This is a genomic window from Shewanella pneumatophori, from assembly GCF_023283895.1.
In the GTDB taxonomy this organism is placed as follows: Bacteria; Pseudomonadota; Gammaproteobacteria; order Enterobacterales; family Shewanellaceae; genus Shewanella; species Shewanella pneumatophori.
Window position 1 is genome coordinate 1 of sequence record NZ_JAKILB010000025.1, and the last position, 16,266, is coordinate 16,266.

At 43.5% G+C, this 16,266-nt stretch carries 15 protein-coding genes and 1 pseudogene; 8 read left to right on the forward strand and 8 right to left on the reverse strand.

Annotation, left to right across the window (positions count from 1 at the left end):
- Window positions 1-548: 548 nt before the first annotated feature.
- Window positions 549-953, forward strand: a complete 405-nt coding sequence (locus tag L2740_RS21135) for an acyl-CoA thioesterase (protein ID WP_248951971.1) — start codon at window positions 549-551, stop codon at window positions 951-953.
- Between the two features lie 26 nt (window positions 954-979).
- Here L2740_RS21135 and L2740_RS21140 read toward each other — a convergent pair whose 3' ends face one another.
- Both L2740_RS21140 and L2740_RS21145 read right to left on the reverse strand, forming a co-directional pair.
- The gene (locus L2740_RS21140) at window positions 980-1,228 is read right to left on the reverse strand and encodes a GNAT family N-acetyltransferase (protein ID WP_248951972.1); all 249 of its coding nucleotides are present in this window, start codon (window positions 1,226-1,228) and stop codon (window positions 980-982) included.
- A 9-nt stretch (window positions 1,229-1,237) separates the two neighbouring features.
- Window positions 1,238-1,666: an acyl-CoA thioesterase gene (locus L2740_RS21145; RefSeq protein ID WP_248951973.1), complete on the reverse strand. Its 429-nt coding sequence runs from the start codon at window positions 1,664-1,666 to the stop codon at window positions 1,238-1,240.
- Between the two features lie 105 nt (window positions 1,667-1,771).
- Between L2740_RS21145 and L2740_RS21150 the strand changes: the two genes are divergently transcribed.
- Both L2740_RS21150 and L2740_RS21155 read left to right on the forward strand, forming a co-directional pair.
- Window positions 1,772-2,521 (forward strand): DUF4344 domain-containing metallopeptidase, encoded by a 750-nt coding sequence (locus L2740_RS21150; RefSeq protein ID WP_248951974.1) that lies wholly within the window; start codon window positions 1,772-1,774, stop codon window positions 2,519-2,521.
- 99 nt (window positions 2,522-2,620) lie between these two features.
- Window positions 2,621-3,574, forward strand: coding sequence for a hypothetical protein (locus L2740_RS21155; protein WP_248951975.1), 954 nt, complete (start codon window positions 2,621-2,623; stop codon window positions 3,572-3,574).
- A gap of 56 nt (window positions 3,575-3,630) precedes the next feature.
- Here L2740_RS21155 and mtnC read toward each other — a convergent pair whose 3' ends face one another.
- Window positions 3,631-4,311 (reverse strand): acireductone synthase, encoded by a 681-nt coding sequence (gene mtnC, locus L2740_RS21160; RefSeq protein WP_248951976.1) that lies wholly within the window; start codon window positions 4,309-4,311, stop codon window positions 3,631-3,633.
- Between the two features lie 332 nt (window positions 4,312-4,643).
- Between mtnC and L2740_RS21165 the strand changes: the two genes are divergently transcribed.
- A complete protein-coding gene (locus L2740_RS21165) occupies window positions 4,644-5,801 on the forward strand; it encodes an alpha/beta hydrolase-fold protein (protein WP_248951977.1) in 1,158 nt (385 codons plus the stop codon).
- Window positions 5,802-5,958: 157 nt separating this feature from the next.
- Here the strand turns inward: L2740_RS21165 and L2740_RS21170 are convergent, their stop codons facing one another.
- From L2740_RS21170 to hutI, 3 genes are all read right to left on the reverse strand, one after another.
- Window positions 5,959-7,005 carry a murein transglycosylase domain-containing protein gene (locus L2740_RS21170; protein ID WP_248951978.1) on the reverse strand — a complete coding sequence of 349 codons (1,047 nt, stop codon included), beginning with the start codon at window positions 7,003-7,005 and terminating at the stop codon, window positions 5,959-5,961.
- A gap of 459 nt (window positions 7,006-7,464) precedes the next feature.
- A complete protein-coding gene (locus tag L2740_RS21175) occupies window positions 7,465-8,403 on the reverse strand; it encodes a hypothetical protein (protein WP_248951979.1) in 939 nt (312 codons plus the stop codon).
- 461 nt (window positions 8,404-8,864) lie between these two features.
- Entirely contained in the window at window positions 8,865-10,091 is a 1,227-nt protein-coding gene (hutI, locus tag L2740_RS21180; protein WP_248951980.1) for an imidazolonepropionase, read from the reverse strand.
- A gap of 163 nt (window positions 10,092-10,254) precedes the next feature.
- Between hutI and hutC the strand changes: the two genes are divergently transcribed.
- The 3 genes from hutC to hutH all read left to right on the forward strand — a co-directional run bounded on the left by hutC (window position 10,255) and on the right by hutH (window position 14,292).
- A complete protein-coding gene (gene hutC, locus L2740_RS21185; RefSeq protein ID WP_248951981.1) occupies window positions 10,255-10,959 on the forward strand; it encodes a histidine utilization repressor in 705 nt (234 codons plus the stop codon).
- A 95-nt stretch (window positions 10,960-11,054) separates the two neighbouring features.
- Window positions 11,055-12,719, forward strand: coding sequence for a urocanate hydratase (gene hutU / locus L2740_RS21190; protein ID WP_248951982.1), 1,665 nt, complete (start codon window positions 11,055-11,057; stop codon window positions 12,717-12,719).
- Window positions 12,720-12,759: 40 nt separating this feature from the next.
- Window positions 12,760-14,292: a histidine ammonia-lyase gene (gene hutH, locus L2740_RS21195; RefSeq protein ID WP_248951983.1), complete on the forward strand. Its 1,533-nt coding sequence runs from the start codon at window positions 12,760-12,762 to the stop codon at window positions 14,290-14,292.
- A gap of 452 nt (window positions 14,293-14,744) precedes the next feature.
- On the opposite strand, the gene L2740_RS21200 is transcribed toward hutH, so the two are convergent.
- On the reverse strand, window positions 14,745-15,389 hold the full coding sequence (locus tag L2740_RS21200; protein WP_248951984.1) for a DUF3157 family protein: 645 nt from the start codon (window positions 15,387-15,389) through the stop codon (window positions 14,745-14,747).
- A 295-nt stretch (window positions 15,390-15,684) separates the two neighbouring features.
- Between L2740_RS21200 and L2740_RS21205 the strand changes: the two genes are divergently transcribed.
- Entirely contained in the window at window positions 15,685-15,927 is a 243-nt protein-coding gene (locus tag L2740_RS21205; RefSeq protein ID WP_248951985.1) for a hypothetical protein, read from the forward strand.
- 125 nt (window positions 15,928-16,052) lie between these two features.
- Here L2740_RS21205 and L2740_RS21210 read toward each other — a convergent pair.
- Window positions 16,053-16,266 (reverse strand): annotated as a pseudogene (locus L2740_RS21210) (iron-containing alcohol dehydrogenase); the annotation flags it as partial.

A 16,266-nucleotide genomic window follows, 5' to 3' on the forward strand; every position in this document is an offset into this window, starting at 1 on the left:
ATCAACTAAGCCAATTTCAACTAATACGCTGTCGGTAACGATAAGTGCTTTGCTTAGCTCTTTGTTTGCTAGCTCTGCGCCTAGAGATTGAATTGCGTTTTGACCCATAAGAGTCATTGGAGGCATGTAAAATACGCTGCTCATAATAATTTCCTTAAATTTTTTAAAGTTTAAAATCAAATTGTTAAATAAAAAATGAATAGATTGAGAATAAAAAGTTGATTAAAAGCACTTGCTATAATGGGCTGTGCTCAATCGATGGAGCAGAGTTTACTCTTTCCATTTGAAATGATAATTAGCTTAAATTGAAAATGATTTTTACTATTTAGTAATAATGGGTTGGTTTAATCTTGAGATTGGCAGTTTTTATTTGCAGGTCTGCAATCTGCAGAAGTTGGTGGATTGTTTATTGCTAAAGGTATTATTGGAATAAGCGTATTCCAGTTTAATCATTGGTAATTAACTGATAGCGCTTTTAAGGCTGTTATTTATCGGTAGAATGATGCCAAGTGAACTTGAAGATAATAATAACAATAAGGATACTCCCCATGTCTGAAACTGCATTTCACCTAACCCTACAGCCAAGATTTTGTGAAACCGATGCCCTAGGGCATATCAATAATACGGTTATTCCTGTTTGGTTTGAGGCGGCTCGGGAGCCAATCTTTAAGATATTTAATCCGACGCAAGACTTGGCTAAATGGAACTTGATTGTGGCGGGCTTTACCATCGGCTTTAATGCGCCAACTTACTTTGCCAGTGATGTTGAAGTGAAAACTTGGGTCAGCCGTATCGGTAATAGCAGCTTTGAGCTGACTCAAAGCTGCTGGCAAAAAGGTAAAAAAACTGCAGAAGCGCAAACCACTATGGTGCATTACGATTACGCCAGTGAAAAAAGCCAACCTTTAAGCGCTGAAATCAAAGCTCAGCTAGCCTTGCTTACTGGCGAGTAACTAATTCAAAACATTAACGCGAGCTGCTAGGTTTTAGTTAAAAACTTTTCAACGTACCAGCAGCTTGCTTCAATTTTATAATCGGCAGCTTTAGCCCATTGTAAGCCGTGGCGCACTAACTTCTCGGCTAAGCCTTTGCCACGCAGCTCTGGCGGTACATAGGTATTATTGAAGTTGCAGCTATCATCATAAAGCTCGTAGGCGAGCACAGCTTGTGCGCCATAGAGGTTAATAATAAAGCGGCTTTCATCTGCTAGGTGAATCACTTCTGACATGTTGGACTCCTAAGCTTGCTCATAAGTTTTTAAGGCATCAATAAGCTCGGGTGTAAGGGCTGCTTTTTGGCCTGTTTTAAAGTTAAACATCACTACCTGCGAACTACCCACAGTCGTAACTGCTTGCTGGCTTTGGCTATAAACACTGTAATGCATCATAAACCGGTCATCTTTAATGTCACTAATACTAACGCCAACTGTCAAGGTGTCGGGAAAGGTCACTGGACGTTTATAGCGGGCTTGATTTTCGCTGATCACTGGACCAACGGCGGTTTTTTGTAGTTCATCAAGTAAGTTTATTTGATTGAAAAAATCGATGCGTGCGGTTTCAAAATAGCGAAAATAAACCACATTGTTCACATGCTGCAATGCATCCATTTCACCCCAAGCAACAACTATTTGGGTGTTAATTGGGTATTGTTCGAGAAAGTTATCCATAATGATCTCTACTGGGTTGATAGCGGTATTTAAACGGGTGTTTAACTTTTAGCCAGCATAACAGTATGTCTACCCAGCAACAAGCTAGGTTAAATAAGGAAAGTCATGAGCAAGGTATTAAGGGTTTTAGGGGTTATATGTGGTTTGAGCTTGGCTTTTAGCGCACAAGCGGCGGTAATCAATCAGTTTATTGAGCCACAGACTCGCCAAGAGGTACAAGCGTATCGCCTGATTAAAACGATTGAGCCGCAAATTCAGCAGCTGTATCTAGCGCTGCCGATGCAAGCAAAACTCACAGTGGTTTACGGGGCGCAAGACGGGCCGCTGTTTGATCCTGAGCTAATGCAGATCCAAGTTCCTTACCATTTTGTCAGCGAGGTACTGAACCGCTTTACCAAAGATGACTATCAAAAAACTGGGGTTACTCCAAAACAAGCCACTAAAGATGCGTTACTGCATACATTAGGGCATGAATATGGCCACGCTTATATTTATGCTAACGAGATTATTGTACTTGGCCGTGAAGAAGATGCGGTAGATACCTTAGCAACCTTACTATTGATAAACGCTTTTGAAGAGGGCGCTGAAATCGCATTGAGTGCAGCGGATCTATTTGCCCTTGAGGATGAAGAAATAGAAGAGTTGGTTGAAGATGATTTTAGTAATGAGCACAGCCTAGATGCGCAGCGCTACCATGCAACCCTGTGCCTAATTTACGGTAGTGAGCCAGCAAAATATGCTGCGCTGTTAGCTGACTCGCTGCAAAGGGAAGATAGGGCGGTTATGTGCGAGCAAGAGTATGAGCGTCAAAGTGATAATTGGGATAGGTTAACCAGCAGTGATTTGACTCAATAAGCGGGCTCTTAAGTTAAAGCTTACCTTGATGGTGTTGGTAAATTGTTAAAAAGCGTTTATTGTAAAACGCAGTTTCAATTGCATGGACTAGCAGCTTCTATGGCGGCAACAAAAATAATAAAAATGCCAGCGGCACTGATAACGATAGCGACTTCGTTTAAGCGCTTTTATCAGCAAACGATGGAGAGTTTTGCTCAAAAACTGTCGATACTAACACTTGCTCAATATCTCTATATGTTGGCATTGCTGCTAGTGATTTTTTCTGACTCTTTTTCTTGGGTCGCCGCTATAACAGTGTTGGCGTTAGCAATAGAGTTACTGCCGCTATTTGAGCGTATTTGGCATAGCTTACTGGGTAAAGCTGTGTTGTTACTGTTTTATGCTGTAGTGGCTAATTTTGCATTGAGCTGGGCGGGTGGTGTAGTCAATGAGGTTATTGGCGTGTCGGCCGCACACTTTGCTTATACCCATAATTTGGCGATTTTGCTGTATATCCCAGTATGGTTTGTGTTTATTACTGCGTTGTTGATTTTAGCTGCGCAAATGCTAGTCCCATTTTATTTTTTGCTATTTATTATGCTCAAACCTTTGGGAGTGGCGTTACCAAAGTTAACCGAAAATACCCACTTTAGAAAAACTACTTGGGTACTGAGGTTAATGTTAGCAACTGGCCTATTGGTGCATTTGGTCTTGTATATAGTGCCTGAGCTTGAGGGGCAAGTATTAAAGAAAAACTTAACTTCAGATGTTTCTGTCGGCATCGAGCAACCTTTGATTACGGTTACTACTGATGGAGGTAGTGGGGAGTCAGATTTTCAAGATGAGTATTTGCAAACTCGCCATAAATATCAATCATCTGTAAGGAAAATGATCGCCTTATTTGCATTTGAGTTTGAAGCTGATAGTAAGTCCCGCTGCCAAAAGGATATTAGCTCAAGGGTGGTTGAATTGAATGACTATGAAATTGTGGAGATCTTCCGTGATGAAGCGCTGCAAAATGGCTTTCGCTTTGAAGTGAAGAAGTGTATTTCGCCCGCTTTTCCAGCTCAATAAAATGCATCAAAAAAGGGCCTCAAAGGCCCTTTTTTGCTCTATATATCGACTCAGCGTTAGTCGATAGTTAGCTCACTAAAGCTGTTAATGGTTCTAAAGTCGCCAGTGCGCTGGCTATCATCACGCACCATTTGCACTACGTTTAAACCTGCTTCGCTAGCGGCTTTTAACTCTTCTAATACGTCAGACACAAATAAGATTTGCTTCGGGCTTAAGCTAATCGTATTAACGATATTGCAGTAAGCTTGTTTGAAGCGCTTGTTACCTGTACGAGTATCAAAGTGACCGTTAAATTTGTCAGTTAAGTCGCCTGCGTCGCTGTGGCTAAACAGCAGTTTTTGCGCATCGACAGAGCCTGAAGAGAAGCTGTAAACGCGTAAGCCTTGTTGCTTATAACCGTCTAATGCTTCGATAAAATCTGGGAAGATATGCCCCTTGAACTTGCCATTGGCGTAGCCCTGTTTCCAGATCAAGCCTTGTAAGGTTTTAAGTGGTGTAGCTTTACGATCTTCAGCAATCCACTGTAGTAAGATTTCAGTCACGCGAGCAAGATCGGCATCAGGCTCAAGTGCAATATCTTGCACATCACAAATACAGTTATCTACTAGTACATTGTGTTGATTCGCTTCAAGAAAGCTTGCTAATTCCTTTGCTGAGTAAGGAAAAAGTACATCTTCAATAAAGTTAAGATCGGTAGTCGTACCGGCTGTATCTACAACGATGGCTCTGATACCCATAATATTTGCTCACTCCGCAATGTACATTATACCAATCGTACTGATTCAACTTGATTGGCTATTCTAATTAGTCGAGATCCGTTATTGCTCAGATCCTAAGCTGAATTACCTGCTTTGGCTAGTGTAATCGCGCCTCAGTTTGTACTAAATTTTCAGTTTTTAGCGACTTTATAAAGCTCTACAACCAATACTGGCAAAAGTTACTGAGTTATAACTTAAAAGTCAGCTTTTTATATGCACTAAAGTCACTATTTGGCACTTGATACAGAGTTGTCGAGTCAAGGTTCAACTGTTAGCTTGTGTAATTGATTTGGCAATTCAAGGAATGAATAGTGAAAAAATTAGTTATCTTAGCCTGTATGCTGCAGTTGATTAGTATTCAAGTATTGGCGGCCCCAAAACTGATAGCAGAAAATACCGAGTTATTAACGGTCAATTCGAACCTAATCGAAAAGGCTGATTTTGTGGTGACCTTGCCACCTAGCTATGGCAAAAAGTCTGATAAACAATATGTGGTGCTACTTGGTTTACACCCAAGAAGTCACGCTTTACTTGCAGGTATGCATGACTGGATGAGCCATAACGGTGACTGGCCTTGGCTAGAAACCATTATTGTTACCGCGCCAGACGGTCATAAAGGTTTTGGCGAGTTAAAAGTCTCGGCGATAAAAGAGCAGGGCAACCAAAAGCTACTGGATTATTTTGAGCAAGACCTACTGCCAGCTATCGATAACAAGTATCGCACTAATGGTTTCCGTATTTTTAATGGTTTTATTGGTGATGCAGGCCTTGGGCTTTACACCTTGATTAACCGCCCAAGTCTGTTTAATGCCTACTTTGCGGCAAGCCCCGCACTAAGCCAAGATTTTGCCTATGTGATTCAGGATGCCCCCAAAAAGCTTACCGCTATGCAAGGTAAGTCGCGGTTTTTGTATATGACGACTAATGATAGCAAACATGATCAACAGCAGTTTGCTTCGTTTGCACAGATGGAAGCCATTCTTAAAGCCAATGCTAATGAGACTTTAGATTATCGTATTAAGCGTTTTGACGGCAGTTACTATATGACTCAGCCGGTGCTGGCAGCAGCCTACGGGATAGAAGCCTTGTTTGATGACTACCACCAAGCGTTAGCAGCAGATTCAGAAATTTCAAAGCAAGGGCCTACTGCGATTGTGGCGCATTATCGCTATTTATCGGAGCAAAAATACGGTTTTAAGGTGCCAGCGACGCGCTCACTTATCAAGCTAGGTGATAGCTATCTTGATACGGAACCGACTAAGGCGATTGAGGTATATAAGGTAGCAATCACTGATGATCCTAGCACCGTATCCGCCTATGACGCAGTTGCTAGCGCTTATGCAAAGCTAGGGGATATTGAGCAAGCGATAAAATACCAAGGGTTAGCGTTAGATAAAACTAACCACTCTTTTTACAAAAAGAAGTATTCGGAAAAACTGGCTAAGTATAAGCAGCAGAGCAAGCTCTAGTGTTTATTTCGCGCAAACCAAAACGATAGCCTTGTGGCTATCGTTTTACGTTTAGTTTAACCCAGTTACAGATACTTCTTCTGCCGACTACTGACTTTTTTCAAGTGGTTTTTCAATTGGCTACGGGTTTCTTCGCTGTTGTGATATTTAGATGCCGTTATAGGTATTTCTTCTGTCGACTACTGACTTTTTTCAAGTAGTTACGGGTTTCTTCGCGGTTGTGGCGATTCGTTAGAAACCAATAGAACTCACTCACCGTCATCTTATTAATCCGTGCTAACGCCTTGGTGCGATTGCCACGTGAATCCAAGCTCTTCCACAGATTACCCGCGCCGCCGTTATAGCTAGAGATCACTGCATACTCACGTTTTTTAGGGTGAGTGATGCCTTTAAGGTAACGCGTTGATAGGATCTTTAAATAGCCTGTGCCTACCTCAATATTTTTAGCCGGATCATAAAGATATGCCGATGAAGGTGTGTGTTTATAGCCCTGAATAATGCTGAAATAATCGCGGCCAGCGGTATTGGCCTTAATTTGCATTAAACCAAGCGCATTAGAGCGTGAACGCGCCAGTGGGTTAAACGAGCTTTCGGTTTCGATAATCGCCATAATCAAATCTGTGCTAATACCATGTTTACGGCTAGCGCTGCGGGCGTAGTTAATATACTTATTACCGGCAATGGTGGTGTGCTCTTTCACCATGTGGATCGCCACTTGAAAGCGCGAGTTGCTGCGTTTGCTCTTACTGACTAAGTAATCGGCATAACGTGATGCGCGCCATTCAAACTCAATGGCTTTACCGTCTCTATCGAGCACTTGCCCCCAAAAAAACGGCTTCTTCTTTTTGCTGATTAAGCCAAAGTCCTCAGCGGTTTGCGCATCAATAACAGTTGGATCAATTTGGGTTAATAGCACCTGCACCACAGCCTCTTTAAGCTGCGCTTTAGTGCGGGTTTCCACCAAGATCAAACCCCGTTTAAAGTCGACATAAGTCGAGGCTTGTTCGGTGTCTTTATACACCAAAACCGATGGCACAATTGGTCTTGAGTAAGAGTCTTGCCCCTGATATTCCAGTAGCAGCGCTGCAACATCGTCTTCGTAGTCGTTTAAGTCTAATGCACTACTAGCATTGGCGGAGCTTGCGAGAGTTATCGCAATGACGCTGCAGAAAATGATAGCGAGTTGGCAGAGGTATTTAGACATTTATCAGAGGGTTAGGTTCTTTGTGTGGCGATTATACCTTGATTGACTATGTGTCACATAGTTGAGTTTTTTGGTTAGACGCTGTCTAACAATTTGTTGTTATCAGGCTACGCCTGACTTAATGCAATCAAACTTCGTTTGATAATTATTTATGGGCTTCGCCCACCTGTAAGCAATCAAGCTCCGCTTGATAAAGGTCGTGAGCTTCCAGCTCACACTCGGGCAAAAGGGGGACAACAGCTTCCCCCTCTTGCATCACCCCAGCCGCCCCGACGAAGTTGTTGTTCCTCATGCTTATGGATAAATCACTAACGCTTCCGATGGGGCATCCTGCCCCGCGAAAGCTACGCCGACATCCCTGTCGGCATCCCTGTCGGCATCACGTGATTGATTCCAACGCACTTCGGCAACTTCGATGGGGAATGGGTGTTTCCTGCTGATTTTGCTTTTACTTTATAATTAGTTGCTATATTTACGCGTTTTATATTCGATCTCTGAGCTGAATTTTGGAGCTAAGTTGTTTTTTGTAACTAAGTATTCGATCAGTTTGGGTAATTCTTTCAGCGTCAATGCTATGTATTCTTGATTGCTTTCGTGAATTGAAAGCATAGGGCTTTCGTTATCATGGCTTGTAAATTCTAGTTCATAGCGTTTAAAGGTATCTTCGATAGAAGATATTTTCTGTTCAATTATTGGAAGTAAGATTTCTCGAGCTCGAAAATGCATTTTTGTTAGAGAATCAAAGTAGGCATCAATGACGCAGTGAAGATCATATTCATTGGCACTATCCTCTCTTATTACGCTTGTATTCCTTGGTTGTAAGCGGGAATTGATAATTCTACGAGACGGTAGGACAAGAGAAAATAAAATATAAGATTTCTTTGTTACCGTACTTACTCCCATGCCAGAGGTATAGTTATCACTAGGTATAGATTCATGTTGGCAATAATTCCTTATTGCTTCTCCTATCTGCTTTGCCTTCATTTCAATGTCGGAAAGGATATTCTCTATGTCCTTGTCATAAGTGTGACTTTTTAGAGTTATATCAGCAACTAAGTCTTTTTTAACCTGGCAACCTCGACCATATTCGACCAGGTTTTCATGATACTTTTTTAGTAAGTTTAAAGAGTTAAATACTAAGCTGCTTAGTGCCCCTTTTTTTTCATAAAGATAAATTTCATCATCATAAATGGGAGAAATTTCATGACTGGCACGGTACATTTCGGTTTTAAAATAAATTACAGCCTTTTTGGCTAAGTCGTAATCATGTTCTAATTTATAATATGCGCAAATATCTGATTTTAGATTTTTAATTTCTAAAGCTTCATCTTTCTTTATCTTGAGTTTGTGGGATGAATTTGTGCATAGTATTGAGTAATCGGTATCAGATTTAGACATATGTAATTATATGATTTTTTTGTTGGTTATTGATTTTGTCATAGGGTTTTAACTTGAGCTAGTTGTTTGATTTAAAAACTGAATGACTTAGGGGTTGCGCTTTTCTAACCTAGTGTAGATGCGGCCGTGACCGTCCATGACATGGACGTCATGGCCGAGCTTCCAGGGATGGATTTACAGCGTGTCACGGCAACGCCTGCACATGCGCCTGCTGCAGGCAATTGGTTGCGTCAGATGCGAATAGCAATTGAGAAACTATATTGGGGTCGCCAGTATCATCAGACAAGAAAATGGCTAGAACACATACGCCGACCGCAGGTCATTGGTAGCATTTAGGCTTAGCAGCGATCTGCTAAGTCATTAGCGACTCCGAACCCCAAAGCCACACCAAAAAGGTAAACACTGAGACCAAACAGTATGCCCAAAACGATGAACATGCCTCATCGCTAAGGCATCCCCAACTATTGGTGTACTAGGTGACCATTCTTCACCACATCCACACATGAGGCAACACCATAAGTGTATGCTAGCTCCGCTGGCGTGCTGATATTCCACATACAGAAATCGGCGACCATGCCGACTTCGACAACTCCGACTTTATCCTCAATACCCAAAGCCTTAGCTGCATTGCGGGTCATGCCCGCTAGCGCTTCCTCTGGGGTTAAACGCAGTAAGGTACAGGCCATATTAAGCATCAATAGGCTTGAGCAAAGTGGTGATGAGCCGGGGTTGTAATCGCTGGCAACCACCATAGGCACCTTGTATTGGCGCAGTAAATCGATAGGCGGGTGTTGAGTTTCACGTAAAAAGTAAAATGCGCCGGGTAATAGCGTGGCGCAGGTGCCACTTTCGCTGAGGGCTTTTACGCCGTCTTCATCTAAGTATTCAATATGATCAACTGACTTGGCGCCTAGCTTGGCGGCCAGTGCTGAACCACCCATGTTAGATAACTGCTCTGCATGCAGCTTGATTTGCAGACCAGCGGCTTTAGCGGCTGCAAGTACACGTTCGGTTTGCTCAAGGTTAAAGGCGATATTTTCGCAAAACACATCCACAGCATCGGCAAGATCTTCAGCAATCACTTTAGGTAACATCTCGTTGATGACTAAGTCGACGTAGGCGTCACTATCATGTTTATATTCCGGTGGAATTGCGTGCGCGCCTAAGAAGGTGGTTTTTACATCTACATGGTGATGCTTGCCTAGTTCACGAGCAACACGGAGGATCTTCAGTTCTGTGTCGATATCTAAGCCGTAACCTGACTTGATTTCTACCGTAGTAACGCCTTCTTTAGCGAGCGCGTTCAGACGCTGACGACCAAGCTCAAATAACTCTGCTTCATCGGCTTCGCGACAAGCGTTGACGGTAGAAATAATGCCACCGCCACTGCGGGCTATCTCTTCATAACTGGCACCGTTGAGGCGTAGTTCAAATTCATTAGCTCGATTGCCAGCAAACACTAAATGAGTGTGGGCATCAATAAGACCTGGGGTGATCCAGCCGCCTTTACCTTTGTAAATTGGTGTGGCGAATACATCAAACTCAGGTAGCTCACTGCGTTTACCTACCCAAGCGATTTTACCGTCTTTAACCGCCAGTGCTGCGTCGGTAATTGTGCCGTAAGGCTCTGAAATATTTGGCGACATTGTAGCTATATTGATATCTATCCAGACTTGATCCCACGACATGATGCAGTTCTCTTTTAAGTTGTTTTTTGTGGCAGATGAATACTAACACTAAAAATAATTTGTGAGCTAGCTTGTATTTACTTGTATATACAAGCTAGGATTGTAGCCGAGTTTTTAAGCAAGTAAATAGTCAGTGACAAGTTTAGCGGTAACGGGATGGCCAATGGCGAAGCCAAAGTTTGAAGAAATTAAGCAATATATTTTAACGCAAATTGAGTCTGGCGAGTGGGCAGAAGACAGCCGGGTGCCATCAGAAAATCAACTTGCTGAGTTGTTTAATTGTAGCCGTATGACGGCACGCCGTGCGTTAACTGAGTTAACTGAATCAGGTGTATTAGAGCGGTCTCAAGGCTTGGGGACTTTTGTTGCAGGCTTAAAGTCGCAGTCTTCAATGATGGCAATTCGTAATATTGCTGATGAGATAAAAGACCGTGGTCATGGTTATAGCGTGCAGCAAGTGCTGCTGACGCAAACAGTCGCAACGGGGGCAATTGCCATTGCACTGGGGCTTGAAGAGGGTAGCCAAGTGTTTCAGTCGGTATTGGTGCATTGTGAGCAAGGCACACCACTGCAGTTAGAGGAACGCTTCGTCAATCCAAAGTTAGTACCTGAGTATTTAGCGCAAGATTTTACCAAGCAAACTCCCCATGAATATTTGTCTATGGTGGCGCCGCTTACCGAAGCTAAGCACACCATTGAGGCCAAAATGGCAGATGTAGCGCAGCTGGCGCTACTTGAAATCGCCGCAGTTGAGCCCTGTTTACAAATTACCCGCCGTACTTGGTCACGCCAAGGTGTGGTGAGTTTTGCACGTCTAGTGCACCCAGGCAGTCGCTTCAGATTAGGTGGTCACCTGACGTTTAGCTAACGTCAGTTGAGCACAGCTCATAGAGCAAAGCAGTAAATATAAAAGCTTTACAAGCAGATAAGAAACATAAAAACAAATTGAACGAGGTAGTACCGATGGATAAGAGACACGATCCGAGCCGCCGCATTATCGCGCCGACAGGAACTGAGCTTAGCTGTAAAAGCTGGTTGACCGAAGCCCCACTGCGCATGTTGATGAACAACCTGCACCCAGATGTGGCTGAGCGTCCTGAAGACTTAGTTGTTTACGGTGGTATTGGCCGTGCAGCCCGAGATTGGGAATGCTACGACAAAATCGTTGAAGTATTACAACGCCTTGAAGATGACGAAACTCTATTGGTGCAATCAGGCAAGCCGGTTGGGGTATTTAAAACCCACAATAATGCACCGCGAGTGATCATTGCTAACTCAAACCTAGTGCCACATTGGGCCAACTGGGACCACTTTAATGAGTTAGATAAAAAAGGCTTGGCCATGTATGGCCAGATGACTGCTGGTTCTTGGATCTACATCGGCTCGCAAGGCATAGTTCAAGGCACTTACGAGACATTTGTGGCGATGGCGAAGCAGCACTTTAATGGTTCATCTGCTGGCAAATGGATCTTAACTGGTGGTCTAGGTGGCATGGGCGGCGCACAGCCACTTGCTGGCACCATGGCGGGTTACTCGGTATTGACCTGTGAAGTCGATGAAACTCGTATCGATTTCCGTTTGCGTACTCGTTATGTCGACAAAAAAGCCACTAGCCTTGATGAAGCTTTGGCAATGATTGATGAAGCTAATAAGAGCGGCAAGCCTGTTTCTGTTGGTCTATTAGCTAACGCCGCTGACGTATTTGCCGAGCTAGTTGAGCGCGGTATTACCCCAGATGTGGTGACCGACCAAACATCGGCGCACGATCCGCTGAACGGTTACTTGCCACAAGGTTGGACGCTAGAGCAAGCGATTGAGATGCGTAAAACTGACGAAGCAGCTGTGGTAAAAGCGGCGAAGCAGTCAATGGCGGTGCAAGTTAAGGCGATGCTAGCGCTGCAAGCTGCTGGCGCGGCGACGACCGACTACGGTAACAACATTCGCCAAATGGCATTTGAAGAAGGCGTGGAAAACGCATTTGATTTCCCAGGCTTCGTACCTGCTTATGTGCGTCCACTGTTCTGTGAAGGTATTGGTCCATTCCGTTGGGCAGCGCTTTCTGGCGATCCTGAAGATATCTATAAGACAGACGCTAAAGTTAAAGAGCTTATTCCTGATAACCCACACCTACATAACTGGCTGGATATGGCACGTGAACGCATCGCCTTCCAAGGTTTACCATCGCGGATCTGTTGGGTTGGCCTAAAAGACCGAGCACGCTTGGCGTTAGCCTTTAACGAAATGGTTAAAAATGGCGAGCTTTCTGCGCCAGTGGTTATCGGTCGTGACCACTTAGACTCAGGCTCTGTTGCCAGCCCGAATCGTGAAACTGAATCTATGCTAGATGGTTCTGATGCAGTATCAGATTGGCCACTAATGAACGCCCTGCTTAACACTGCAAGTGGCGCGACTTGGGTGTCGTTACATCATGGCGGTGGCGTAGGCATGGGCTTTAGTCAGCACTCTGGTGTAGTGATTGTAGCTGACGGTACTGATGACGCGGCAGCGCGCTTAGGCCGCGTATTGTGGAACGACCCTGCAACGGGCGTAATGCGTCATGCTGACGCGGGTTACGATATCGCGAAGAATTGTGCAAAAGAGCAGGGTCTAGACCTGCCAATGCTATAAGCCGCTCATATTGAGCAGTATAACAATAAGAGGCATTTAAATGAGTCATTTAGTATTAACTCCGGGTACCTTAACCCTTGCACAAATCCGTGATATTAGCCGCGGCAAAGTTACTCTAGAGCTAGCAGAAAGCGCTATTGCTGACATCAATACTAGCGCTGGCTTAGTGCAGCAAGTATTGGATGAAGGCCGCACAGTTTACGGCATCAACACTGGTTTTGGTTTGCTGGCAAACACTAAGATTGCTGCTGATGATTTGCAACTGTTGCAGCGTTCAATCGTGCTTTCGCATGCAGCCGGCACTGGCCAGTACATGCAAGACGCGACTGTGCGTTTGATGATGGTGTTGAAGATCAACTCGCTAAGTCGTGGTTTCTCTGGCATTCGTTTAGAGGTGATCAACTTCCTTATCGCCTTGGTTAACGCGGGCGTTTACCCATGCGTACCAGAGAAAGGCTCAGTAGGTGCATCGGGCGACTTGGCGCCGTTATCACACATGTGTTTGCCGCTGCTTGGCGAAGGTGAGATGAGCTATCAAGGCGAGATTATCTCGGCGGCAGAAGGTCTGGAAATTGCTGGCCTTAAGCCAATCGAGCTAGCTGCAAAAGAAGGCTTAGCTTTACTGAACGGTACGCAAGCATCAACGGCGCTAGCACTTGAAGGTTTGTTTAACGCAGAAGATCTATTCGCGGCAAGTTCGGTGATCGGTGCCATGAGCGTTGAAGCGGCAATGGGCAGTCGTAGCCCGTTTGATCCACGCATTCATGCGGCTCGTGGTCAAAAAGGCCAAATCGATTCTGCTGCTGTGTTCCGTCACTTACTTGGCGATGAGTCTGAGATCAGCTTAGATCACGTTAACTGTGAAAAGGTGCAAGATCCTTACTCATTACGCTGTCAGCCACAAGTACTGGGTGCATGTTTGACTCAAATTCGTCACGCGGCAGAGGTGCTACAAACTGAAGCTAACGGCGTAACCGATAATCCATTAGTGTTCCAAGATACTGGCGACATTATTTCTGGCGGTAACTTCCACGCAGAACCTGTTGCTATGGCAGCGGATAACTTGGCGATTGCGATTGCTGAGCTAGGTTCTATTGCCGAGCGTCGTATTGCGCTGCTTATCGACTCAAATCTATCTAAACTGCCACCATTCTTGGTTGAAAATGGCGGAGTAAACTCAGGCTTTATGATTGCGCAGGTAACTGCTGCTGCATTGGCTTCTGAGAATAAAACTTATGCTCATCCTGCGTCGGTAGACAGCTTACCAACATCGGCTAACCAAGAAGACCATGTGTCTATGGCTACCTTCGCGGCGCGCCGTTTGCGTGATATGTCTGAAAACACTCGCGGTGTATTGGCGGTTGAGCTATTGGCCGCGGCGCAGGGCTTAGATTTCCGTGCACCACTGCAACCAAGTAAAGCTGTTGCGCAGGCTAAAGGCGAGCTACGTGAGCTAGTGACTTACTACGATAAGGATCGTTTCTTCGGTCCAGATATCGAAGCGGCAACAGACTTACTGCTTACCGCAAGTTATAACGCTTACTTGCCAGCAGACATTCTGCCAAGCCTATAAGCAGCTAATTAGCTTACAAAGAGCCATTCGCTACAAAGAGCCTTCGGGCTCTTTTTTTGGCTGTCGCTTAGTGAATTAGTATCTAGGTGTTTTTTTATGCGTTCTTTAACCATTTTTTGTTGCTAGTTAAAATTAGTTGTTGAGGTTATTTAACTCAATTAATAATTAGATTTCGCTTGTGTAATATGTTGTATAATATTCTTATTGCTCATTACTGTAATTGCATGTTTGTTGTGTTGTATGTGTTGATGGATTTACTTTTGTGTTTCTTTTGATTTTAGATCTTTATTTTGATTTTTGTTGGTTTGATTTCTATTTATATATTGATTTAGTATATTTTGGTTCATATAAATCAATGAGGCTACGCTAGATGTATAAATATAGTAAAACATAAAAAAAGCCTGCAACGGTAACCGCTTCAGGCTTTGATAATTATAGCTAGTTGGTATTGTTTACATGCGCGAATCCATCTCGCCCATTTTTAAGCTCATTAACTGTTTAGTCCACTGGGATTTATCTATGCCTTCAATCCAAAATACGCGGCTTTCACGAGTTTGACCTTTACGTAAATAGGTATCTGGCATTCTAAAAATAGCTTGCCAAACTTTAATGTCTTCTTTTTTAATTAGTGCACCAGAGTCGGCAAACAAGCTGATCTCTAGCTCTATCATGACATAATGTTCTGTACTGTTACTGCTTAGTTCGAAAGTTAGCCCCAAGCGACCATCATCATCCCATTGGCTGTTAGCAAAGCTAACTTTTACGCCGCTTTTGGCGGTTGATTTAAGTAATGCTGATTGCGCGATTGCACTTGAGGTTAATGTTTCTGTTGTTGCGGTGCTAGCGGCAGGAGTTACTACTTCAGTTGCTGCAGCAGCGGTAGTGGTTGCTGCGCCAACTGTGGCAGGTAATGTTACCGGTGTAGCAGGTTCTGACTGTGTTTGACTCTCTAAGATGACGTATTCCCAGGTAAAGTCATCGTTGAGTTTTACTTTGGCACCATTTTCAAGCGTGATCCTTGCCACTTCATCGGCAAAGGCGGGCATTGAAAACATTAAAATTGCAATTGAGGCGTAGTTGCGAAGCATTTTATACATGGGCATTAACCTGTTTAAGTTGATAGCTCTAGCATAGACAAACTGCAGTTGGATTAATACCGGTTAGATTCAGAATATTGTCATATGCAAGATTTCGGCATGTGTTGCTACTTTGCAGAAACACAAGGATGTTGTGTGTTGTTATCTATGTGCAAAACACTCTTTTCGTGGAGTAGAGGCTTTTAGCCGTGGATGATACTTATGCTATCGATTACACTCGACAGCAATTTTAACGCTAGCTTAAATTATTAATTTTAAGGCGATTAAACTAGCTAGTTTGCTAAAGAAGGGAAGCATGAAGTTACTTAAATGGACGATAGCTACAATTGTTATTCTGCAATTGTGTTTTGTTATTATCAATTTGATAATCGGGGCAAAAAAAGCTGCTGATTATACTGCGGCATGTGCACATGTGGATAATCCGTTTTTTACTCAACATAATTATGATGGTAATACACCTTTCACTTCCTTTAAAGCTGGGGAGTACCAGGTTGAAGGCGCAATTTTATATTGTCGCGGATTTAATTACTTTAATTAAACGTTAAGTGATGGTTTTATCTATTATGCTGTGGAACTAATTTTAATAGCCAATTAATATAAAAAATGGAAGGCTATGCCTTCCATTTTTATATTGATAAATATTTTAATTGTGCTGACTAATGCTTATAAACGCGCTTTAAAGATTTCGATGATTTCTTCAAGGCTTGCTTTACGTGGGTTAGTTAAAGAACATGCATCGTTTAGGGCGTTTTGCGCCATAAATGCCAGCTTGTCTTCTGTAACACCTAAGTCAGCTAGACGTTGTGCAGTGCCAACTTGTTGAGAAAGTGCTTCGATAGCGGCAATACCGGCTTCAATGGCTTGCTCTTGGGTCATA

What these genes read in the sequence shown, in the direction of transcription:
- L2740_RS21205 (WP_248951985.1), top strand. Translation starts at nt 15,685, where the DNA reads ATGAAGTTACTTAAATGGACGATAGCTACAATTGTTATTCTGCAATTG.
- L2740_RS21140 (WP_248951972.1), bottom strand. Translation starts at nt 1,228, where the DNA reads ATGTCAGAAGTGATTCACCTAGCAGATGAAAGCCGCTTTATTATTAAC.
- hutI (WP_248951980.1), bottom strand. Translation starts at nt 10,091, where the DNA reads ATGTCGTGGGATCAAGTCTGGATAGATATCAATATAGCTACAATGTCG.
- L2740_RS21170 (WP_248951978.1), bottom strand. Translation starts at nt 7,005, where the DNA reads ATGTCTAAATACCTCTGCCAACTCGCTATCATTTTCTGCAGCGTCATT.
- hutU (WP_248951982.1), top strand. Translation starts at nt 11,055, where the DNA reads ATGGATAAGAGACACGATCCGAGCCGCCGCATTATCGCGCCGACAGGA.
- hutH (WP_248951983.1), top strand. Translation starts at nt 12,760, where the DNA reads ATGAGTCATTTAGTATTAACTCCGGGTACCTTAACCCTTGCACAAATC.
- hutC (WP_248951981.1), top strand. Translation starts at nt 10,255, where the DNA reads ATGGCGAAGCCAAAGTTTGAAGAAATTAAGCAATATATTTTAACGCAA.
- L2740_RS21200 (WP_248951984.1), bottom strand. Translation starts at nt 15,389, where the DNA reads ATGTATAAAATGCTTCGCAACTACGCCTCAATTGCAATTTTAATGTTT.
- L2740_RS21155 (WP_248951975.1), top strand. Translation starts at nt 2,621, where the DNA reads ATGGCGGCAACAAAAATAATAAAAATGCCAGCGGCACTGATAACGATA.
- L2740_RS21175 (WP_248951979.1), bottom strand. Translation starts at nt 8,403, where the DNA reads ATGTCTAAATCTGATACCGATTACTCAATACTATGCACAAATTCATCC.
- L2740_RS21135 (WP_248951971.1), top strand. Translation starts at nt 549, where the DNA reads ATGTCTGAAACTGCATTTCACCTAACCCTACAGCCAAGATTTTGTGAA.
- L2740_RS21150 (WP_248951974.1), top strand. Translation starts at nt 1,772, where the DNA reads ATGAGCAAGGTATTAAGGGTTTTAGGGGTTATATGTGGTTTGAGCTTG.
- L2740_RS21145 (WP_248951973.1), bottom strand. Translation starts at nt 1,666, where the DNA reads ATGGATAACTTTCTCGAACAATACCCAATTAACACCCAAATAGTTGTT.
- mtnC (WP_248951976.1), bottom strand. Translation starts at nt 4,311, where the DNA reads ATGGGTATCAGAGCCATCGTTGTAGATACAGCCGGTACGACTACCGAT.